Annotated in this window: 21 protein-coding genes; 8 read left to right on the top strand and 13 right to left on the bottom strand. The window is 43.4% G+C overall.

What is annotated here, in order from left to right; genetic code table 11:
• Positions 1-52 precede the first annotated feature (52 nt).
• The 5 genes from DS731_RS04975 (at position 53) to DS731_RS04950 (ending at position 4718) form a co-directional block, all read left to right on the top strand.
• The gene (locus DS731_RS04975; protein ID WP_119500287.1) at positions 53-811 is read left to right on the top strand and encodes an SDR family oxidoreductase; all 759 of its coding nucleotides are present in this window, start codon (positions 53-55) and stop codon (positions 809-811) included.
• A 74-nt stretch (positions 812-885) separates the two neighbouring features.
• Entirely contained in the window at positions 886-1893 is a 1008-nt protein-coding gene (locus DS731_RS04970) for a zinc-dependent alcohol dehydrogenase family protein (RefSeq protein ID WP_119500286.1), read from the top strand.
• A 21-nt stretch (positions 1894-1914) separates the two neighbouring features.
• Entirely contained in the window at positions 1915-2922 is a 1008-nt protein-coding gene (locus DS731_RS04965; protein WP_119500285.1) for a zinc-dependent alcohol dehydrogenase family protein, read from the top strand.
• 282 nt (positions 2923-3204) lie between these two features.
• The gene (locus DS731_RS04955) at positions 3205-3609 is read left to right on the top strand and encodes a PaaI family thioesterase (protein WP_119500284.1); all 405 of its coding nucleotides are present in this window, start codon (positions 3205-3207) and stop codon (positions 3607-3609) included.
• Positions 3610-3677: 68 nt separating this feature from the next.
• Complete coding sequence (locus DS731_RS04950; RefSeq protein ID WP_119500283.1) at positions 3678-4718, top strand: IS481 family transposase; 1041 nt, start codon at positions 3678-3680, stop codon at positions 4716-4718.
• A gap of 471 nt (positions 4719-5189) precedes the next feature.
• On the opposite strand, the gene DS731_RS04945 is transcribed toward DS731_RS04950, so the two are convergent.
• On the bottom strand, positions 5190-6095 hold the full coding sequence (locus DS731_RS04945; RefSeq protein WP_119500282.1) for an HPP family protein: 906 nt from the start codon (positions 6093-6095) through the stop codon (positions 5190-5192).
• Positions 6096-6162: 67 nt separating this feature from the next.
• Positions 6163-7743, bottom strand: coding sequence for a nitric oxide reductase transcriptional regulator NorR (gene norR / locus DS731_RS04940; RefSeq protein ID WP_119503305.1), 1581 nt, complete (start codon positions 7741-7743; stop codon positions 6163-6165).
• A 197-nt stretch (positions 7744-7940) separates the two neighbouring features.
• Here norR and hmpA point away from each other — a divergent pair, with 197 nt between their 5' ends.
• From hmpA to gdhA, 3 genes are all read left to right on the top strand, one after another.
• Positions 7941-9131: an NO-inducible flavohemoprotein gene (hmpA, locus tag DS731_RS04935; protein WP_119500281.1), complete on the top strand. Its 1191-nt coding sequence runs from the start codon at positions 7941-7943 to the stop codon at positions 9129-9131.
• Positions 9132-9535: 404 nt separating this feature from the next.
• Positions 9536-9937, top strand: coding sequence for a GreA/GreB family elongation factor (locus tag DS731_RS04930; protein WP_119500280.1), 402 nt, complete (start codon positions 9536-9538; stop codon positions 9935-9937).
• 25 nt (positions 9938-9962) lie between these two features.
• Positions 9963-11315 carry an NADP-specific glutamate dehydrogenase gene (gene gdhA / locus DS731_RS04925; protein ID WP_119500279.1) on the top strand — a complete coding sequence of 451 codons (1353 nt, stop codon included), beginning with the start codon at positions 9963-9965 and terminating at the stop codon, positions 11313-11315.
• Positions 11316-11518: 203 nt separating this feature from the next.
• Here the strand turns inward: gdhA and DS731_RS04920 are convergent, their stop codons facing one another.
• The 11 genes from DS731_RS04920 to DS731_RS04870 all read right to left on the bottom strand — a co-directional run bounded on the left by DS731_RS04920 (position 11519) and on the right by DS731_RS04870 (position 21244).
• Positions 11519-11734: a cytochrome d ubiquinol oxidase subunit II gene (locus DS731_RS04920; RefSeq protein WP_232373480.1), complete on the bottom strand. Its 216-nt coding sequence runs from the start codon at positions 11732-11734 to the stop codon at positions 11519-11521.
• Positions 11735-12087: 353 nt separating this feature from the next.
• Complete coding sequence (locus DS731_RS04915; RefSeq protein ID WP_232373479.1) at positions 12088-12618, bottom strand: HPP family protein; 531 nt, start codon at positions 12616-12618, stop codon at positions 12088-12090.
• 226 nt (positions 12619-12844) lie between these two features.
• Positions 12845-14149 (bottom strand): MFS transporter, encoded by a 1305-nt coding sequence (locus DS731_RS04910; protein ID WP_119500278.1) that lies wholly within the window; start codon positions 14147-14149, stop codon positions 12845-12847.
• 17 nt (positions 14150-14166) lie between these two features.
• Positions 14167-15099 (bottom strand): sugar phosphate isomerase/epimerase family protein, encoded by a 933-nt coding sequence (locus DS731_RS04905; RefSeq protein ID WP_119500277.1) that lies wholly within the window; start codon positions 15097-15099, stop codon positions 14167-14169.
• 17 nt (positions 15100-15116) lie between these two features.
• Positions 15117-16793 (bottom strand): GMC oxidoreductase, encoded by a 1677-nt coding sequence (locus DS731_RS04900; protein ID WP_119500276.1) that lies wholly within the window; start codon positions 16791-16793, stop codon positions 15117-15119.
• 1 nt (position 16794) lies between these two features.
• Complete coding sequence (locus DS731_RS04895) at positions 16795-17355, bottom strand: gluconate 2-dehydrogenase subunit 3 family protein (protein ID WP_119500275.1); 561 nt, start codon at positions 17353-17355, stop codon at positions 16795-16797.
• Positions 17342-18805 (bottom strand): amidohydrolase, encoded by a 1464-nt coding sequence (locus DS731_RS04890; RefSeq protein WP_202980705.1) that lies wholly within the window; start codon positions 18803-18805, stop codon positions 17342-17344. The genes DS731_RS04895 and DS731_RS04890 overlap by 14 nt, the downstream gene beginning before the upstream one ends.
• 12 nt (positions 18806-18817) lie before the next feature.
• Positions 18818-19309 (bottom strand): flavin reductase family protein, encoded by a 492-nt coding sequence (locus tag DS731_RS04885; RefSeq protein ID WP_161599099.1) that lies wholly within the window; start codon positions 19307-19309, stop codon positions 18818-18820.
• Positions 19310-19315: 6 nt separating this feature from the next.
• Positions 19316-19507 (bottom strand): 2-hydroxymuconate tautomerase, encoded by a 192-nt coding sequence (locus DS731_RS04880; RefSeq protein WP_119500273.1) that lies wholly within the window; start codon positions 19505-19507, stop codon positions 19316-19318.
• 20 nt (positions 19508-19527) lie between these two features.
• Positions 19528-20481, bottom strand: coding sequence for a PDR/VanB family oxidoreductase (locus DS731_RS04875; RefSeq protein ID WP_232373478.1), 954 nt, complete (start codon positions 20479-20481; stop codon positions 19528-19530).
• Positions 20482-20500: 19 nt separating this feature from the next.
• A complete protein-coding gene (locus tag DS731_RS04870) occupies positions 20501-21244 on the bottom strand; it encodes an SDR family NAD(P)-dependent oxidoreductase (RefSeq protein ID WP_119500271.1) in 744 nt (247 codons plus the stop codon).
• Between the last annotated feature and the right edge of the window lie 12 nt (positions 21245-21256).

Raw genomic sequence — 21256 nt, 5'->3', positions numbered from 1 at the left:
ACTTTGCTTGTTATTTAGACAACGTCATTCAACTTATTTGAGGATATTAACTATGAGCAGTGTTTTAGCAAATAACATCAGCGGTAAGGTCGTTGTTATCACTGGTGGTAGCAGCGGTTTAGGCGAGACCACGGCAAGACATTTAGCCAGCCTTGGCGCATCTGTTGTTTTAGGTGCCCGACGCATCGACAAGCTTGAAGCTATTGCTGCTGACATACGCACAGCGGGCGGAGAAGTTGCGGTTCAAGCGACAGATGTGACTAGCCCGGACCAAGTGAAGGCCCTTGTAAATCTTGCACAAGAGCGCTTCGGTAAAGTTGATGTGGTTATCAATAATGCAGGGTTAATGGCGATTGCACCGTTAGCTGAGACTCGGGTTGACGAATGGGATCGCATGATTGACATCAACGTTAAAGGTCTGCTGTATGGAGTAGCCGCAGCGCTTCCGATCTTTCAGGCTCAGGGAACAGGCCACTTTATCAATATTTCGTCCGTAGCGGGTATCAAAGTATTCAGTCCCGGCGGCACGGTTTATAGCGGAACCAAATTCGCTGTTCGCGCTATTGCCGAAGGCTTGCGCCATGAAGTTGGGGGTAACATTCGTTCAACAATCATTTCACCGGGGGCAGTCGAATCTGAATTAAAACATGGAAGTTCAGATACTCAGGGGGCAGCCTTTGTAAAAGATTTTTATCAGCAAAATGAAATTCCATCTGAATCTGTTGCTCGTGCTATCGCATACGCAATTGAGCAGCCTGCGGATGTAGATATCAACGAGATTGTTCTGCGCCCAACTGTTCAAGAGTTTTAAATCGTTTAATAAAAGACCTATTAACCAGCGGGTGATTTAACCACACGCTGAATATTCAGTTTGTGAGGTTATTGATGACAGCGTTAAACAGACAAATGCGTGCTTTGGTATTAGATAGATATGAAGAGGGTACAGTATTCCGGGATGCCCTGATTAACTTACCCTCTCCATCAGCAGGTCAGGTGCAAGTAAAAATATTTGCAAGTGGAGTCAATCCTATTGATTACAAAATCCGCCAAGGTATCGCTCCTTATGCCATGCCGGAATTACCCGCAGTACTTGGCACCGATTTAGCTGGAGAAATTGTTGCTATCGGCGACGGCGTCACCGACTTTGCAGTAGGCGATGCAGTTTATGGTCTGACTGGCGGAGTGCGAGGATTGCAAGGATCATTGGCTGAATATGCCAACGTAGATGCTGAGTTACTTGCTCTCAAACCGAAAAATTTGTCCATGCGTGAAGCTGCGGCTTTACCTCTGGTTGCACTTACCGCTTGGGAAGGTTTGGTTGACAAGGCGAATGTTAAAGCGGGCCAGAAAGTCCTTATCCAAGGTGGAGCTGGCGGAGTTGGGCATGTAGCTGTGCAAATTGCTAAGGCCTTAGGTGCCGACGTTTATGCCACTGCATCGACTGGAAAACAAGAACTGCTCAAGGCGCTTGGTGCCACGCCAATTGATTATCACACTGTAAGCCCTGCTGACTACGTGGACGCATACACCCAAGGCAAAGGATTCGATATCGTTTACGACACTGTCGGTGGCTCTGTACTCGATGCCTCATTAGGTATCATTGCACATTATGGACATATTTTAAGCTGTGCTGCATTCAGCTCACATAATCTGGCACCGTCGTCATTACGCTCTGCAACATTGTCAGCGATTTTTGTGTTACACCCACAGCTCAGCGGAGAGGGGCGCAAACATCATGGTGACATTCTGCGGCAAATTACGGCTCTCGTTGAAGCTGGACAAATTAAGCCACTACTCGATCCGTTACGCTTTTCCCTGGACACGGCAATGGATGCACATAATGCCGTAGAGTTGGGATCCATGGGTAAAGTAGTTATTGATGTAATTGCTTAAAAGTCATTGTTGAGGATGCATATGAGCCCAAGAAAACTAATTCGAACTGTTCGTTTCCATGAATTAGGTGGCCCCGAGGTATTAACTATTGACTCGATCGCGAGTCCAGGTTTGCAGGCCACTGATGTACGTATTGCGGTCAAAGTTGTTGGGCTCAATCGTGCTGATGCCATGTTTAGGCGAGGCAGCTATATAGAAAAGGCTGACTTCCCTTCGCGAATTGGCTATGAAGCATCCGGGATAGTCATTGAAGTCGGGGAAGAGGTAAATCATTTACGCCTCGGGAACGAGGTCTGTATTGTCCCTCAGATGGGGCTTTCTCAGAATGGCTGCTACGCAGAAGAGATTGTCGTACCAAGTGAATGTGTGGCACTTAAACCAGCAGGACTAACCTTTGCTGAAGGCGCAGCAGCTTGGATGCAGTACCTGACAGCTTATGGCGCTTTGGTCGAAATTGCTAACGTGCAAAAAGGCGATGCAGTACTGATAACCGCTGCATCGAGCAGTGTTGGATTGGCTGCGATTCAAATTGTGAATTCTCTGGGGGGTATCCCTATCGCTACAACTCTAACAGGAGCTAAAAAGGCTGCTGTGCTCAAGGCTGGCGCGGCCCATGTGATTGCAACCCAAGAAGAACCGCTGCTGGATAGCTTGATAAGCATCTTGGGAGCAAACAATTTAAAAGTCGCATTTGATGCTGTCGGTGGGCCGCAGATAGCTGAAATTGCTGAAGCAATGAGCCCTGAAGGAACAATAATAGTACACGGAGCATTAAGTCCCGAAGTCACTCCTTTTCCCTTAAAAATAGCACTTCGTAAAAGTCTGACAGTAAGGGGATATGTGTTTACTGAAGTTATAAAAGACATCGTGTTTTTTCGCAGAGCAAAGCAATTTATCCACTCGGGTTTATCCGGGGGAACACTCAAGCCTGTCATTGATCGAAGCTTTAAATTTGAAGAGATAGTAGCAGCGCATCACTATCTGGAGTCCAATCAGCAGATTGGTAAAATAGTGGTCGAACTTGATTAACAGTTTGTAGCTTCCGCTAGTCTCTCAACTCAGTCAGTGCCTGATTTTGGTCGGGATTTGCATGTTCAGTGGCGAGTAGCATGGCGGAATTTATTGGAAGGCTAGATAATCCAAGCAATGAGATTTGGACGATCAAACAGGACGATAAAGTTCTAGCTTCTGTACGAAAGTCAGGGCTTTGCATTGGTGGAAGAGAAACCAGGCTTACAATGGGGTATAGAAGTCTTGGAGCAACGCTTCACCAGGTGCCTATAAACGTGAATAAATATTTAAGGAGTCTCAATGACAGCTACAAAAGAAGAAGTTATCGCTTTCATGAAATCGGAGTTTCCACAAAGCAAATGCGTTGTGGAAGCAGTGAGCAACGGTGGAGCGACTGTAACTCATCATGTAGGTCAGGATGAATTACGTCCTGGCGGAACGGTTTCGGGGCCTGTTTTAATGAGTGTGGCTGATGTGGCACTTTATGTGGCGATACTTGGTAAAATTGGCATCGTGCCATTGGCAGTAACAACTAGCCTTAACATCAACTTCTTACGTAAGCCATCGGCAAATGAGCGAATCATTGCGGAATGTTCTCTGATCAAAGTCGGCCGTACTCTCGTGGTTGGGGAGGTTTCTCTGTACTCTGAGGGGGTGAGTGATTTAGTTGAATTAGTTCCGACCAGATCTGACACATCGACTTGAAAAGATGAGAGTTACCCAGTTTGATAAAGGTGTCGAATCTTTATTAAACAAACCAAAAGGTAACTCTCATGTTGCATACTAGCAATCCAATCATTAAACACAAAGCAGGATTACTCAATCTGGCCGAGGAACTCGGCAACGTCTCTAAAGCCTGTAAAGTGATGGGCGTATCCCGAGACACGTTTTATCGCTATCAAGAGTTAGTTGAAGATGGCGGTGTTGATTCGCTAATCAGCAAATCCAGAAGAACACCTAACTTAAAGAATCGCGTTGATGAGAAGACCGAGCAAGCTGTACTCGTTCACGCCGTCGATTATCCTGCCCACGGTCAAGCAAGAACCAGTAATGAACTTCGCAAGCAAGGCGTATTCGTGTCCGGCAGCGGCGTGCGTTCTATCTGGCTCCGCCATAACCTTGAGAACTTTAAAAAGCGTCTGGCTGCTCTTGAGGAGAAGGTCGAGAAGGAAGGAATTATACTAACCGACGAGCAAGTTTCTGCACTGGAAAGGAAGAAACAGGATGATGAAGCCTGCGGTGAAATTGAAACACATCACCCAGGCTATCTCGGCTCTCAGGACACGTTTTACGTTGGAAATTTAAAAGGTGTTGGTCGGATTTACCAGCAGACGTTTGTTGATACTTACAGCAAAATTGCGTTTGCCAAGCTCTACACAACGAAGACGCCTATCACCTCCGCAGATGTACTGAATGATCGCGTATTGCCGTTCTTCGAGGCTCAGGAGCTGCCGATGCTAAGAATTCTTACCGACAGAGGCACGGAATACTGTGGAAAGGTCGAACAGCATGATTACCAGCTTTATCTCGCGATAAATGATATCGACCACACCAAAACAAAAGCCCGTCATCCACAGACAAACGGTATCTGTGAACGCTTCCACAAAACCATTCTCAACGAGTTTTATCAGGTTACGTTCCGTAAGAAACTCTATGATTCACTGGAAATGTTGCAGAAAGATCTGGACGAGTGGCTGGATTATTACAACAATGAACGAACTCATCAGGGCAAAATGTGTTGCGGCAGAACGCCAATGGAAACATTAATTGATGGGAAACAGGTTTGGGCTGAGAAGAATTTAGCTCAAATCTAGTCTGACGCTGGCACCAGAAAAACTGGGTAACTGTCAGATCAGGTCTGAGCTAGTACAATTTAGTAGCACATGCTGTGGGTACATACTCTATACCGCCCTATACACCGGAACGAAGTGAGAATATTTAAACAATTAACTCTCTGAAAGCTTGATTCCGTTTAAAAGGTTATTGTTGACCAATACATATCAATATTGATGTTTTTTAAGTTGTGTACACGAGCGCCGCGTACCTGAATACGTCCATCGTTTTCTTGCCCTGGATTCTGTTGCCTGTCACTATTTTGCACCTAATCACCTATATCGTTTTGCGATTGCAAATAGTAGTCCTACCTTATTGCATAGAAAGCCATGGGATATATCATTATGTAGGTACCAAGACTTCTTTTCGATCACTTACTGCCTCTGCGACAGACTTCAATCTTGAAGCGATACTATGTAAGCTAAGTATCAGTTTGACGATTAACCAGCATGCTAAACTTGCGATGGCGTCATTTTCATTTTTGCCCATTCGGCAAATTCTTGATAGGTACAGCAATCGGAGAATCCCTTCCCATCACCTTCAACCACCCTGTATATAAGCAAGTGCTTATGCTTACAATTATGTTTTCTTTCGTCTACAACCTGACGAACAGACCATAAACGCCCGGGTTGGTTATTTGTGTAGAATGCGCCCATTTCGAGCTCAAAACCGGCTATTAATTCTTCGTGTAAAATCGTATCAGCTAAGTCAATGATATGTTTAATTTGCTCGTCACTGGCATCAATAACCAATTCTGACCGGTTGATTGCCTCATGGATATGTCGCATTTTTATGCGTCTCGTGTCAGGGTTATAGCCTATCCCCTTATATCGCATAAGACTTTGCGGGTAACGCCTCCAGTGAAAAAGATTGTTGAACATTATCGCAACAGCAAACAGAATCATGCAGTTGATAATAGTTGGTGTGAGCACGTACCAATAACTTAAATCCGTTATCGCAGACCCACCAATTACAGCTGCCAAAGCGGTAGCACCACCTGGAGGATGTAATGAGCGGGATAGGTGCATAATAAATATCGAAAGCGACACTGCTACCGGAGCGGCAATAAAGAGATTTTCAATGTATTGTGCACTTGTAACGCCGACAATAGCAGAAAGAACATTGCCAGCGAAGAATGCCCATGGCGTCGATAGCTGGCCATGAGGAACAGCAAAAAGAAGGACCGTCGACGCTCCCATGGATGGTAAAATTGCCGCTGCTCCCTCCGTGCCTAGCAACCATGTTGTAAGAAAAAAGCATAAAAATATAGCTAGCATTCCACCGATAGTGGCAACGACTTTTTCTGATACAACTACGTTGTTTTGAAAACCCCAAAACCGTTTTAGCGTATTTAACATATATTCCTTTGTAAGGGCAGATATAGGAAACGTATAGCCAATATCTATAATTTCTGTGAACGAAAAGCTACGTTCTTATCTTTTTCACTAGGGTGATATTAAGGCGCTTCGCCAGTCTGACAAGATTTGCACGGTCCATTGACAGAGATCTGGCTGCCTTAGACCAGTTGTTTTCTGCGTGATGCAATGCCTTGATAATGAGTTGACGTTGAAATTTATCTGTTGCTTCCCGTAAGTCGGTGTGGCTATCGGTCTCGAAACATACGGTGGACGAATCTGTGTCTTTACTTGTTAAAGAGTCTGAAGACACGGTTAAACCGGTAATGTCAGATGGCTCAATTATTGTATTTCCGGTTGGATTCTTCTCTCGAGCATAAAGTGCTGCGCGTGATATTACGTGCTCTAACTCTCTTACATTTCCCGGCCAGTGATAAACTGTCAGTTTATAAATTGCTTCTTTAGCCAGTATCAACTTTTGCAGTCCCAGACTTCGCCGCATTTTCTCTGCAAAATAGCCAGCCAGAAGCGGAACATCGCTTTGTCTGTCTCTAAGAGGCGGGACATATATCGGAAACACTATGAGACGATGATAAAGATCGGCCCGGAAGCGTTTATTTTGAACTTCATGCCCTAACTCTCTATTCGTAGCAGCAATAATTCTAACGTCCACTTTTCGACTCTTATCCTGACCGACCACCTGGATTTCCTGATTCTGTATTACTCTCAACAATGTACCCTGAATTTCAAGCGGAAGCTCTCCAATTTCGTCCAGAAATAATGTTCCGCCATCAGCAAGTAAGAACTTACCATCGCGGTCGTTTGCGGCACTGGTAAACGCACCTTTCACGTGGCCGAAGAGTTCACTTTCTATCAGATGAACAGGAATAGCAGCGCAATTTACATATACGAGCGGTTTATTCCGCCGGTTTGATTGATAATGTAGCTCACGGGCAACAAGTTCTTTGCCCACACCAGTTTCACCTTGCACCAAAATTGTGAGGTCGGACGAAGCTGCCAGTCGAATGGTCTGCTTTAATTTTTTTGTCGTAACACTATTTCCTATTATTTCTTCACCCTGATGATGCTCAGAGCTATTCTCATTCATTGTCCGTAATACATGCTGAGTATAAGTCTTCTGTTCATTTAACTCTCTGATATATAACGCAGCATATAAAAGCCGGGCTGCCAGCCTGGACAGTGTGTCAACTGAAGCGGCATCAAGCCCATCATACTCATTAGGTTCCAGGCTATCGAGAGTAAGTACACCTAGCAACGTTTCATCTTTATATAAAGGAATTCCCATACAGGAATGTACGTTCATATTATGGTTATGACTTGCAATCATTCCATCATAGGGGTCTGGTAACGGCGAATCAGCTGAAAAGCGAGTGACCGCCCTCGTGCTACAGATTGCTTTTAAACGTGGATGTTGCTCTGGAATAAACCGTCGCCCCATGACGTCATCGGACAACCCTCTCTGCGCAACGGGAACAAGTGTCTCGTGTCGAAAAATCAATAGTGCTACAGCATCTGCTTTAATAGTTGCACAAACGGCAGAAATCAAACTTTCATAAAAACAATTCATCGAAACTGCGGCGGACAGATCAAGGGCAAAGTTAACCAAACTAAATTGAGATATTTTACTCATGAGACCATTTTGTATTAACACGAAGTACAGGTCATTATGACACAAACAATCCTAATTGACCTATTAAGCAATGAGTCATTTTGACACATTATTTAAAGAGTTATTCGTAACACATTGATACTAGGTGAAATAAAATTTGGCACACGAGTCGCATTACTCATAGCTACTAAATACTTAACGTCATTAAAGGTATGTTAATGCTTACTCAAACTCATATAGATAGTGTCAAAGCGACCATTCCACTACTTGCTTCGGGAGGAACCGCAATTACCGAACATTTTTACGCCCGAATGTTCTTACATAATCCTGAGCTTAAAAATATATTTAACATGACGCATCAAAAAACAGGTCGTCAGCCAGCGGCTCTATTTAATGCGATAGCTGCATACGCTGCCAACATAGATCAGTTAGAGCTACTGACAGATGCCGTTATGCGTATTGCACACAAGCATACCAGTTTTAATATCCAGCCTGAACAGTACGCAATAGTGGGACATCATCTGATTGAGACATTGAGAGAATTGGCTCCGGACGCGTTTACTCCTGATGTTGAAGAGGCATGGACAGCTGCATATGGTCAATTAGCAGACATTTTCATTAAAGTTGAAAGTGAATTGTATCAAAAAAGAGCTGCTGTAAAAGGAGGCTGGTCTGGCTTCAGAGCCTTTTCTGTCGTCTCAAAAGAGACCGAATCCGAACTCGTAACCAGTTTTACCTTAATGCCCGTCGATGGCGGTAGTGTTATCGATTATAAACCGGGCCAGTATTTAGGAATAAAGGTGCATCCTCATGGTAGTGAGCATGATGAAATAAGGCAGTATTCACTATCAACTGCCGCGAATGGAAAATCCTATCGCATTAGTGTTAAACGGGAAGGCCTGGGTGAAATGTGTGGTGTAATGTCTAATTATCTTCATTTAAAAATAAATGTTGGCGATGAAGTCCTGGTCATGCCCCCTGCCGGGGACTTTTATCTAAAACAACTTGATACTCCGGTTATATTGATTTCTGCAGGTGTGGGTCTGACGCCTATGCAAGCGATGTTAGATTCTTTAGTAAAAGAGAACTTCGCACATCCGGTGACCTATCTTCACGCATGTAAAAATCGAAATCAGCATTCTTTCAAAGGACATGTTGAGAGTCTTAAGAATACTCTGAACCTGCAGTCGCACACGTGGTATGAAAATGACGTTAGCAGTAGTCAAAATGAAACTACCGGAAGAATGAAAATAGAAGACGTTAAAGGCTCTTTACCGCTGAAAGAGGGCGAGTTTTATCTCTGTGGACCTTTGCAATTTATGCTTGCTATCAAGCATGAATTATTAGCCTTGGGCGTCAGTCAATCGCGAATAAATTATGAATTATTCGGACCGCATCAAGAAGTTTAATCAAGTTTCAACGATAATTGACGCCAATAAACTCTTTGATAAATCAGCAAAAAAAATACCTTAAAGAATAAAATATTGCTCATGGCGAAAAACTCAGAACTTTTCACTGCTTATTGCATAAATACGGAGCGATATAATCTGAAAAGTTCTTGTTATTTTTTTATTAAGTATTAATATCAGTGACAGCAATGAGGAAATCATGACTAAGCACTGTAATCTTAACAAGAGCATTTTACTCACCTTACCCAATTAAGCCGGATGCAGTTCTGCATTCGGCCGCCTCTTATTTATCTAAAACCAGAAATTCCGTACCGGAATAAATTAAAGCTATAGATTAAATTTCTATTTCCTCACAGGGAAGGCTCTCCTGCGGGTGATTTTTAATTCAAAGAGGAAGGATTATCATGTCAAGAAAACCTAACATCACAATTTCATATGAAGACTTGAATGATATTGAAGAACAGCTAAGAAAAATTAAATTACCGGCTGAAAGGTTTGACGAATTAGAAAAAGAATTAGTTCGCGCCAAAGTCGTTAACATTAAAGATCTTGCTCCAGACGTGGTGGCAATAGGTTCTCAGGTTACATTTAAAATAAGTAAGTTTGATAAATACTTGACTAAAACACTCTGCCTTCCATTGGATATGCATAAATACGAAGACGGCATTTCAATTTTCGCGCCAATTGGCTCGGCATTACTAGGTTTAAGAGCTGGTCAAAAAATTAGCTGGAATACTAAAAGTGGCGAACAGCAAATTGATATATTAGAAGTAAAAAGAAAAGTCCGTTATCTCGTCTGTGATTAGAAGGTAATCATTAACAGGTTGATTTATGAATTATTTAAGTACTACTATTTCTCAGCTAAAACAAAGCAGTCCGGCACAAACTGAATTTTATCAGGCTGTTGAAGAAGTCCTGCGAACTCTGGAACCTGTTCTGGAAAAAAATAACTATTATGCGAAGCATTCAATTATACAGCGATTAGTTGAACCCGAAAGACAAATTATGTTTCGGGTGCCCTGGCAAGATGACAGCGGAAAAATACAGATTAATAAGGGATACCGCATTGAATTTAATTCGGCACTTGGTCCGTACAAAGGAGGACTTCGTTTTCATCCTTCGGTCAATGCCAGTATTATAAAATTCTTAGGATTTGAACAAATATTTAAAAATGCGTTAACTGGCCTGCCAATTGGGGGGGGCAAAGGAGGCGCAAATTTCGATCCAAAAGGACGAAGCGATGCCGAAATAATGCGTTTTTGTCAGTCATTCATGAATGAACTCTATCGTCATATTGGACCCAATACTGATGTGCCTGCCGGTGATATTGGTGTAGGCGCCAGAGAAATAGGCTACATGTTCGGTCAATACAAAAGACTAACCGGGAAATATGAGGGCGTGCTTACCGGAAAAGGTTTGCTTTGGGGTGGTTCGTACGCGCGAAAGGAGGCAACAGGATATGGAACAGTATATTTCGCAGATCATATGCTTAATGCACGTGGTGAAAACTTACAAGGACAACGTTGCCTCGTGTCCGGTGCTGGAAATGTCGCTATTTATGCAATGGAGAAGCTTTATCAACTTGGTGCTACTCCTATTGCCTGTAGTGACTCAACCGGTACGCTATATCATGCACAAGGGCTGGATCTGTCTCTTATTAAGGAAATCAAAGAAAAAGAACGTACTTCGCTTTTACGTTACTTAAATTCTCACCCCAGGGCACAGTTCATTCCGATCAGTGAATATCCTTCAGGAGGACATACTATTTGGCGATACAAGGCAGACTTAGCGTTTCCATGTGCCACACAAAATGAGTTAACAACTCGTGATGCCGAAGCACTGGTTTCTAACGGATGCAAATTGGTTAGTGAAGGTGCAAATATGGCTTCTTCACAAGGTGCGGTAGAGTACTTTCTTAAAGCCGGTATTTCTTATGGTCCGGGTAAGGCCGCTAACGCCGGGGGAGTAGCGACAAGTCAGTTAGAAATGGCGCAAAACGCCAGTATGCAAAAATGGACTTTCGAACAAGTCGATTGTCAATTACTACAAATAACGAAGGATATTTATCTACGAGCCAGTGAGACTGCAAGAGAATTCGGTGCGCCCGGTAACCTTGTATTAGGAGCTAATATTGCTGCCTTTCGTCGGGTTGCAGACGCAATGATTGAGCAAGGTGTAGTTTAAAAAACGCATAAAGTGAATTCAGATCGCCTCGAAATTCATGTCAAATCTAGTCTGAATGCAAGAAACAAATAAATATCAGAATCTCATCATCATCTAGTCACGGTGACGGGACTGCAGCTGACTTTTATAAACATCACTTTAATTACTATTAAATACAGATGAGGCAAATCTACAGCCTGAGAATTTCAGGCTGTTTACTTTTCTTAATAATAAGAAAATTTTTCCGATTTACCGGCAAATATTCGGTATACCATGACAGTGTAAGCGAGAATACAAGGGACAACAATAACGGTACCTACCAACAAAAAGCGAAGAGAATTCGCGTCTGCCAGCGCATCCATGATGGTGAGCTGACCCGGTACAATGTAGGGATAGTAACTTATCCCAAACGCGGCAAAACATAGCAGTGTAGTGGCCAAAATGACTTGACCACTACACCGGAACCAGACACACCCGTAAATACCACCACTTCATTTCGAGGTATATATCAATATTGATGTTTTTTAAGTTGTGTACACGAGCGCCGCGTACCTGAATACATCCATCGTTTTCTTGCCCTAGATTCTGTTGCCTGTCACTATTTTGCACCTAATCACCTATATCGTTTTGCGATAGCAATTAGCAGTCATACCTTATTGCATAGAAAGCCATGGGATATATCATTATGTAGGTACCAGGACTTCTTTTCGATCACTTATTGCCTCTGCGATAGACTTCAATCTTGAAGCGATACTATGTAAGCTAAGTATCAGTTTGACTATTAACCAGCATGCTAAACTTGCGATGGCGTCATTCTCATTTTTGCCCATTCGGCAAATTCTTGATACGTACAGCAATCGGAGAATCCCTTCCCATCACCTTCAACCACCCTATATATAAGAAATTGATTATACTCACAATTATGTTTTCTTTCGTCTACAACCTGACGAACAGACCATAAACGCCCGGGTTGGTTATTTGTGTAGAATGCGCCCATTTCGAGCTCAAAACCGGCTATTAATTCTTCGTGTAAAATCGTATCAGCTAAGTCAATGATATGTTTAATTTGCTCGTCACTGGCATCAATAACCAATTCTGACCGGTTGATTGCCTCATGGATATGTCGCATTTTTATGCGTCTCGTGTCAGGGTTATAGCCTATCCCCTTATATCGCATAAGACTTTGCGGGTAACGCCTCCAGTGAAAAAGATTGTTGAACATTATCGCAACAGCAAACAGAATCATGCAGGTGATAAAAGTTGAAGTGAGCACGTACCAATAACTTAAATCCGTTATCGCAGATCCACCAATTACAACTGCCAAAGCGGTCATCGTTAGATCGGACAGGATGATTTGTAATGGTCAAGTAATTTTGCTTCGATACTCCAGGGTGTTTATGCCAGAGCGATTCAAGGTAACGCGAGTTCGGCTGATGCACTTGATGTAGGCTCGCGGGCGGCGCAATTAGCTGTAACCGCAAAGAACCTCCTTGATTAGGTAAACCATGGATGCGACCAGGCTTCTCCTGGTCGCTTGTATTTGCAAAGCATTATTTTGTTTCTTTCATTATTAAGAATGCTGCAAATGAAGATATTAGAATTGGTAAAGAAAATAGGCCAATGCTCGAAGATGCGCCCGTTCCGTTTGCCAGTAGCACACCAGCAACAGCAGGAGCAATAACAGCGCCTAATCTGCCAATGCCTATTGCCCAACCCACTCCGGTACTTCGTACAGCAGCAGGATAAAGTCTCGTAGCTACAGCATAAAGCGCATTATAAGCACTCTGAAGCGTAAGCCCCACAAAATAGATACTGAATAAGAACATAAGTTCGTTTTCCGCACCATAAGCCATTAGCAACATGAACAAGGTAGAGAAAAATAAAAACACGCCGACTAATTTTACAACTTCGAACCTTGAGGATAAAAAACCGAGTAAAAGAATTCCGCATACACCACCGAAACTAAAATAGGAAAATGCAGAATAAGACACTGACTGCTCAAAGCCAATTTGGGTAGCGAGCTTCGGAATCCAGCTCATTAAAAAATAAAGTGTTGATGAACAGGAGCAAAAAACCAACCAGAGCAGCAATGTGGCTTTGCGGTTAGATGGTAGAAACAACGCCTGAATATTACTTATAAGACCATTCTTTCGGGTTATTGATTCGAAATGAACCGGGCCATTGCTAATATTAAAATCACTTAAGATCTTCTTTAACTTTACGTCTGCATTCTTAGGCTGCTTAATTAATAAAAACTCGACAGATTCCGGTAGCAGTGTTGAGGAAAGAACGAGAAGAAAGAGTGTCAACGCTCCGCCAATATAGAACATAACATGCCAGCCATATTCGGGTATTACCAAAGTTGCCACAAAGCCGGTAGTCATAGCGCCGATAGGATACCCCGCAGTTACAAATGTAACGCATAATGTTTTATATCTTTCAGGTGAAAACTCACTGACAAGTGTAGCCTGAGCTGCGAGAAGCGCCCCGCCCCCGAGCCCGCTGAGAAAGCGAAAAAATGCAAGTGTTGATAAATTTACAGATAAGGGAGTGCAACTAACACTGATCACAATTGTGGCCAAAGACAAAAGCAATAAAACCCGGCGACCAATTAAATCGGAAACAGGAGCAACGACCATTGCACCGATCATCATCCCTGCTAGTGCAAAACTAAAAACAATTCCTTGCGATGCTTCACGAATTTCGAGGGATTTCCCAATATCGGCAATAGTGACAGCAATCATAGTAATGTCGAACCCGTCCACGATATTGAGAAAAAAGCAAATGATTATCAGGACGTACTGTCTGTAGGACACAAATCTATTTTCCGGAATTACGGAAGATGACATGCTCATGTTTTCCTCCCGGAATGTTACAAATATCGACTTAAATATGAAAAACCAATCTGAGCTTCTTCCATTGGATTTTGAGGTAAATCTACTTCTAAAAATCTATGCTTTATGCCCATGCTGTCTAACGCATTAAAAATATCTTTAAATTTAAGATCGCCATGTCCCGGAAGCACCAATTGAGACATTTCAGGAATTGGATATTTTGTAGAATCCAGGCCTGCAGGTATTGAAGATGAATAATCTTTCAAATGTACTGATTGAATGCGGCTTCCATATTTGTTAATCCATTGAACAGGACTGAGCCCTGCCGCTGCGACCCAACCTAAATCCAGTTCAATTGCAACTAAGTTTCTGTCGAGTTGTTGCATAAGATAATCAAAAGCTACAACCCCGCCGACGTTCTTAAATTCCATATTGTGGTTGTGATAGCCGAAGCCAATACCGTGTTTGCTTAGTTTACTGGCCTCGTTATTAAGCCTTTCGCTCATCCGGTCAAGTTGTTCAAGAGACTGAACACCAACAATCCTGGCCCGTCCGCTCGTCCTGTCAACAAACTCCGGCGGCATTGCTATGACAAACCTTTTTATTGCAACGATATCGGCAAGTTCAGCAAGTTTCTCTTCATCATCTACGCTACCGGCGAGGTGAGCTATCGGGGCAGTAAGACCATTGTTTTTCAACACTTCAGAAAATCTACGGGGCCCAAGACCAAAGAACGGATCACTGTTGAACAGACTTTTACCAAATCCGAAAAGCTCCACCTCTTTAAAACCAATACCAGCAATTTCCTCCAGAGTTTTCTCCGGCGATTTCTGCATCGATTCTCTAAGCATAAATAGCTGAACGCCAAGACTTGTATTCAGAGACTTTGATTGCACCTGAACAGAGCATGCTCCGGCTCCCACTGAAGCGAATAATACAGTTGAATATTTTATAAATTGTCTTCTGTGCATGTGAGCCACTCCGGTAATTATATTGTTTTAATGTTTTTGGCAGCAAAATCTGCGGCTCTGGCGGTGAGAGCCATGTAGGTTAGTGACGGATTTACACAAGATGATGAGGACATACATGAACCGTCGGTAATAAAGACATTGGGAACTGAATGCATCTGATTCCAGCCGTTGAGTACAGATGTCCCGGCGTCATTCCCCATCCTGGCTGTCCCCATCTCATGTATAGTTCTTCCCGGAACAGGGGGGCGGATGTCGACAGCGACATCCTTGCAACCTGCGGTGAGAAGCATAGCTTCAGCTTCCTGACCAATATCTTTCATCATTTCGTGTTCATTTTTCTGATAAGCAAAACTGATTTTGGCCTGAGGAATTCCGAAACGGTCTGTTTTTTCTGCGAGGGTAACCCGGTTGTCTTCATTGGGAAGACACTCACCAAGCCCGACTAACGTCATCTTCCACTTTCCGGGAGTTTCCAGATGCTTTTTAAAATCGACACCAAAATCACCAGACTCTGCGAGTTGAGCTCTCCAATCGTCCCTTTTTGCACGTCCCTGAAATCCATATCCCCTCACGAATGGCAGGTTCTCTTCATTCGAGATATTTCTGAACCTGGGAATATATATACCTGTAGGCCTTTGACCAAACTCAGTGTAATCCTGAAACGTGTCGAAATATCCCGTAGCAAATACCCCCATAGTGTGATCCATCAAATTGCGGCCGACCTGACCCGAATCGTTTCCGAGTCCATTTGGGAACCTGTCACTTTTGGAATTGAGTAGTATCTGCGCTGTGGCAATAGTCGACGCACACAAAAAGACTATTTTTGAGCGAAATGATTTCTTTTCACCGGTGGTGGCGTTGATAACATGAACCGCTGAAACACGTTTTTTTTGTTCGTCATATTCAAGCTTTTCAACAACCATGTCGGAGAGTAAAGTAAGGCGGCCGGTTTTTTCAGCAGCAGGTAGGGTAGAGCTTTGACTGGAAAAGTAAGCTCCAACCGAACATCCTCTCTCACAGGGACCGCAATAATGACATTGTCCCCTGCCATTGTGTGGTTTTGTTAGTACGGCAATTCTGCCTATGGTAAGTGTTCTTTCTGCATAGTTGCCGGTAAGTACTTTACGAAAATGCTTCTCAGCAATGTTTAATTCCATTGGCGGCAAATAGTTACCATCAGGAAAGTGCTCTAACCCTTCAGGTTGACCACTTACTCCGATAAAGCTTTCAACATAGTCATACCACGGAGCAATATCCTGATACCTTATTGGCCAGTCAACACCATAACCATCAACATTGTTTGCATTGAAATCCAGGTCACTTAATCTATATGAATGCCTCCCCCACATAAGGGAGCGACCACCAACAACGTCACCCCGAATCCATTCAAAATTGCTATCTCCTGCATCGTAGGGGTTAAGTTTGTCGTTATTCCAGAAGTGTCTCGTCGTTTCATTAAACGCATAGCAATTTCTTTGAACTGCATATTCTTCATCATAAAGTTTGTCAATTGGCATCCCACCGTAGGGTATTTTCCAGGGGGGCATATGCTCCCCTTTATAGTCCCGGACATGTTTAACCATCTTCCCCCTTTCGAGAACAAGAACGTTCAGGCCTTTTTCTGTCAATTCTTTCGCGGCCCAACCACCAGATATGCCCGATCCAACAACGATAGCATCATAATGTTTGTCCATTTTAATACGCCCACTGCTTTGGAAAACCACTAACCTCAACACTTCCATCGTATTTAAGTGGCATAGGGTTGTAAGAAAGTGCCTTAGTAACCCCGTTCATTGAGGTAAAATAGCCGACTGTGATAATGCGCTGCAGAGACTTGTATAGCTCATATGAGTGGCAGGAAAAGGTCGATACAATCTTGTTTTGCTCACTCACCGGGCATTCTGAAAAAGTGAATCCAAACTCTTCTTGCGCAGCTTTGTTCAACTCAGCCAACGCAGCAAAAAACTCACTTTGCGCTTCGGTGGATAACAAGTCTGCGTAAACAGATTCAACAAACTGGGGGACACCTGATTCAATTGCCCCCGGCGTGTCTGTTTTTGGAATAATACATTCGCACAAAGACGCTACCATTGTTTTGGTTTCTTCCGTCCAATCCGTGACCGATGGGTTTATTCGACTGAAAGCAATTGAATAGTCAGCGAGTACCTGACCGGACACACCTGCCAGACTAACGCTTATTGCTTTGAGTAATGAGCGACGGCTGATAGGAGGGAGATTAGAGTTATTGCTGGTCATATTTCACCCTGTAATTCAATGCCGGAGCTCTGTCACCTAAAAGTGATTCGTATTGAAATTCATTACCTCTGCGACTCAACCATTCTTCCCGGACCTGCTTCACTTTTTCAGGGTCCTTGATCAAATCAATTGCCGACAAGGCAAGCGTTTTCGCTGCTAGTAGCTCTCCTTTATGACCAATGGACATACCGCTGGCTGCAACAGCTTGCCAACTGTGAAAGGACGTACCAGGTACCCATGTAGCGATATTTATTCCTGCAGTAGGTACAATCCATGACACGTCACCTACATCGGTAGAGCCCGAAGCCAGTACGATTTCATTTGTCAGCGGGGGGATGTAGTTTGCAGAGTCTAACTCTGGCAATTTAGAGCGCGAAACGGTCTTTCGGATTTCGTTGGCATATGCGATTTCTGTTTCGCTGTATTCGACGCCACCAAATTTTCTGAGGTTTGTATCCAATATTGAATTAAGTGTTAAGTTAGCAAGCAGACTATATGTACCCCCTACCTTTTCATAATCCATACGCGTTTCGGTTCCGAGAGCTGCACCATCAGCTGCCTTGACTACCCGATTAAATACTTCCTTAAGCACGTTTACATCCGGACTCCGCACGTAGTAATAAACTTCGGAAAAATTTGGCACTACATTGGGCGCACCGCCACCATCGGTAATAACATAGTGAATTCTTGTCGAGTCAGGTACATGCTCACGCATCATGTTGACCATGTAGTTCATTGATTCCACTGCATCAAGTGCGGACCGTCCTTCTTCAGGTGTCCCCGCGGCATGGGCTGATGTTCCGTAAAACCTGAACTTGGCTGAAATAACGGCAAGCGTCTTCAATAATGAGTTGGTATTGTTAGAGTCACTTGGATGCCAGTGCAGGACAATATCGACGTCATCAAAATAGCCATCCCGGGCAAGATATACTTTCCCTGAACCACCTTCTTCAGCAGGTGCCCCAAAATATTTTACCGTGGCATCTACTTCATTCTCTTCCAGCCATTTCTTTACAAGAACCGCGGCACCAGCAGAAGCAGCTCCAAGTAAGTTATGCCCACACCCATGGCCTGCTACACCGTTAGCTGATTGTCTGAAAGTGTCAGTTGTTTGTGATAATTGAGGTAATGCATCGAACTCACCGAGCAAGGCGATTACCGGTCCTCCGGAACCATATGAGGCGACAAATGCTGTTGGCATGCCTGCCACGTCCATGTCGATCTTAAAATCGTTTTTTTCAAGATAAGCCGCCAATTCAGACGAACTCTTTCGCTCCACAAATCCCACTTCAGCATAGCGCCAAACGGCATCGGAAAGCCGGGTGATTTCACCCGCAATCGCTTTTGTATTTGTTTCTACAAAACGCTTATCATCTAACTCCTCAGAGACAGCCCACTGAATTGAAGACCCGATAAAAAAAAGAAAACAAAGCAAAACTGTAATTTTCAAAAGTCCGGACTCCTAATTTTGCAGTGTAGCCATGGGAACAAGACTGCTATATTGACCCTGCGAAAAAACAAGTGGCTTTAGATTTTCACTGTAATCATACTTTTTAACTTCACCAATTATGATGTAGTGGTCGCCGCCATCATGAACGTTCCAGACTTCACATTGAAAATTAGCTATACAATGATTCAGTAAAGGTACATTCCCCAAACCATTCTCAAAATCCACATCAGAAAACTTATCAGCGCCTTTACTCGCAAATTTGTTTGAAATATCTGTTTGTGATTCGTTGAGTACATTCACCGTGAAATAATCACTGTTTATAAAAATATCGGCGCTGAACGCGGCTTTATCTATGCTCCACAGAATAAGTGGAGGCTCAAGTGACACAGTATTGAAGCTGCTGGCAGTCACACCAACCAATTCGTTGCCTTTTCTGGCCGTCATCACTGTCACACCGGTCGGAAACTGACCTAATGCACGACGCAAATTTTGTTTAATACTCATAGTCATTTACCTTCCGAGCTTATAAGCTTGCTTTGTACCGATACCCCAATGTGTGTTCGGGTATTCTTTTACCATCACCCTGATGCTTTCTTCAGGAGCACCTATTGATTCATTAACCGCTTTCGCTACTGATTCGATAAGTTTTTCAATTTGCTCAGGTGTTCTCCCCTGAATCATTTCAACTTTTACAATTGGCATTGTCGGACCTTAAATATCATTTATATATCAAGCACTAATCGTTTTGACTTTGCTCTCGAACAGCACACTGCAATTTGATCATTGTCAGCTTTTTCTTCGTCGCTAAGGAACAGATCACGATGCTCCGGCTCACCTTCAAGAACATCAGTGATACAGGTCCCGCAAACACCTTCAGCACATGACATTTGAACCTTAATGCCTGCAGCTTTCAGGGCATCTGCAATCGTCTCATCAGCTGCTACACTAAGGGTTTTTCCACTTTGCTCACATACGACTTCGAAAGCTTGACCTGATGTGTCAATGTCGCCAGAGAAATACTCTGTATGGATTTGTTTTTCCGTAAAACCTGCTGAGGAAGCACTGGACCGGATTGACTCCATAAATTTATCTGGTCCGCAGATATAAATCTCTTCATTGCCTTCCAACCGGCTAAACAATGCCATCGCGTCTAACTTGTTCGGTGTCGCTGACTGTGACTCATAAATATGAGTAGAATCAGCAAAATTTTGAGCCAGCTCATCAATGAACCCCGCCGTCTTTGACGTCTTCACACAATAGTGAATTTCAAATGGTTTTCCTTCAGACTTTAATTTGTATGCCATTGACAACAAAGGGGTAATGCCAATCCCACCGCCAATCAGGATTGCTTTACTGACGTTATTTTCCAGAGGGAAATGATTTCTGGGAGTGCTGATGAAAACAGTACGTCCTTTGTCGAAATGCTCATAAATAAAACTTGATCCGCCCCGGGACTCCGGATCATTCAAAATGCCGACTTTATAGAGATTAGCGATCTCCGGGCTTCCGCATAAAGAGTACTGACGAGTTATGTCATCACTTACGAATATATCTATGTGTGCTCCGGCAGAAAATGCAGGTAGTTTGCAGCCGTCTCCGGTTAATGAAATAACAGCTACCGAGCCACCATGTGTCTCCCGGGATATAATACGTGCCTTGATAAATTGACTTTTCACTTTGCTCTCCGAAGACCTGTTAACGCATGTAGATGCCGCCGTTGATATCCCATGTGGCGCCTGTAACAGTTTCGGCATCCTTTCTAGCCAGCATCACAACCATATCCGCGATGTACTTTGCCGATGAAAGTGCTTTTACTGGAATGGCATTGTTAACAATGTCTTCGAGTTGTTGTGCTGACAACTTTTCAGACATAGAAGGGACATCAATTGGACCCGGAGCGATAGAATTAACAGTGACCCCCAATGGCGCTAGTTTCCGAGCGAAAATTTTGGTCAGGGTTATTATTCCTGCTTTTGAAGCGGCATAGTGAGCGCCGGATGCAGTCCCCCCCATCTGTCCTGCCAGCGAGCTGATATTAACTATTCTTCCGTAATTTTTTCCTGCCAGGTATTTACCAAAAACCTGGCAGCCTAAAAAAGTACCTCTGAGATTGGTATCAACAACCTCGGAAAATTCCTCGGGGGTAATTTCCATTACATCTGTAGTTGGTGTTATAGCAGCGTTATTGACCAGAAGTTCGCAACTTCCAAACTCTTCAATACAAAACGAAAGCGCATTTTCAAAGTCAGACTTATCTCTGACATCGAGTGCCAAAGTACGATATTTATCATATTCAAGCCCAAGTTCACCTGCGACTAGATCAACCCCCTTGCGTGAACTCGAAGTCATGACGACCTTGTATCCGTCGCCAATTAACGCTTTGACGATTTCAACGCCCAACCCTTTTGACGCACCTGTTACCAGCGCTACTTTATTCATAGTTTTCAACGC

It is taken from the genome of Alteromonas sp. RKMC-009 (genome assembly GCF_003584565.2).
Classification (GTDB): domain Bacteria; phylum Pseudomonadota; class Gammaproteobacteria; order Enterobacterales; family Alteromonadaceae; genus Alteromonas.
This window is presented reverse-complemented; position numbering and strand designations above follow the sequence as displayed.

Coding starts and splice junctions, on each gene's coding strand:
- DS731_RS04975 (WP_119500287.1), top strand. CDS start 53: ATGAGCAGTGTTTTAGCAAATAACATCAGCGGTAAGGTCGTTGTTATC.
- DS731_RS04970 (WP_119500286.1), top strand. CDS start 886: ATGACAGCGTTAAACAGACAAATGCGTGCTTTGGTATTAGATAGATAT.
- DS731_RS04965 (WP_119500285.1), top strand. CDS start 1,915: ATGAGCCCAAGAAAACTAATTCGAACTGTTCGTTTCCATGAATTAGGT.
- DS731_RS04955 (WP_119500284.1), top strand. CDS start 3,205: ATGACAGCTACAAAAGAAGAAGTTATCGCTTTCATGAAATCGGAGTTT.
- DS731_RS04950 (WP_119500283.1), top strand. CDS start 3,678: ATGTTGCATACTAGCAATCCAATCATTAAACACAAAGCAGGATTACTC.
- DS731_RS04945 (WP_119500282.1), bottom strand. CDS start 6,095: ATGTTAAATACGCTAAAACGGTTTTGGGGTTTTCAAAACAACGTAGTT.
- norR (WP_119503305.1), bottom strand. CDS start 7,743: ATGAGTAAAATATCTCAATTTAGTTTGGTTAACTTTGCCCTTGATCTG.
- hmpA (WP_119500281.1), top strand. CDS start 7,941: ATGCTTACTCAAACTCATATAGATAGTGTCAAAGCGACCATTCCACTA.
- DS731_RS04930 (WP_119500280.1), top strand. CDS start 9,536: ATGTCAAGAAAACCTAACATCACAATTTCATATGAAGACTTGAATGAT.
- gdhA (WP_119500279.1), top strand. CDS start 9,963: ATGAATTATTTAAGTACTACTATTTCTCAGCTAAAACAAAGCAGTCCG.
- DS731_RS04910 (WP_119500278.1), bottom strand. CDS start 14,149: ATGAGCATGTCATCTTCCGTAATTCCGGAAAATAGATTTGTGTCCTAC.
- DS731_RS04905 (WP_119500277.1), bottom strand. CDS start 15,099: ATGCACAGAAGACAATTTATAAAATATTCAACTGTATTATTCGCTTCA.
- DS731_RS04900 (WP_119500276.1), bottom strand. CDS start 16,793: ATGGACAAACATTATGATGCTATCGTTGTTGGATCGGGCATATCTGGT.
- DS731_RS04895 (WP_119500275.1), bottom strand. CDS start 17,355: ATGACCAGCAATAACTCTAATCTCCCTCCTATCAGCCGTCGCTCATTA.
- DS731_RS04885 (WP_161599099.1), bottom strand. CDS start 19,309: ATGAGTATTAAACAAAATTTGCGTCGTGCATTAGGTCAGTTTCCGACC.
- DS731_RS04880 (WP_119500273.1), bottom strand. CDS start 19,507: ATGCCAATTGTAAAAGTTGAAATGATTCAGGGGAGAACACCTGAGCAA.
- DS731_RS04870 (WP_119500271.1), bottom strand. CDS start 21,244: ATGAATAAAGTAGCGCTGGTAACAGGTGCGTCAAAAGGGTTGGGCGTT.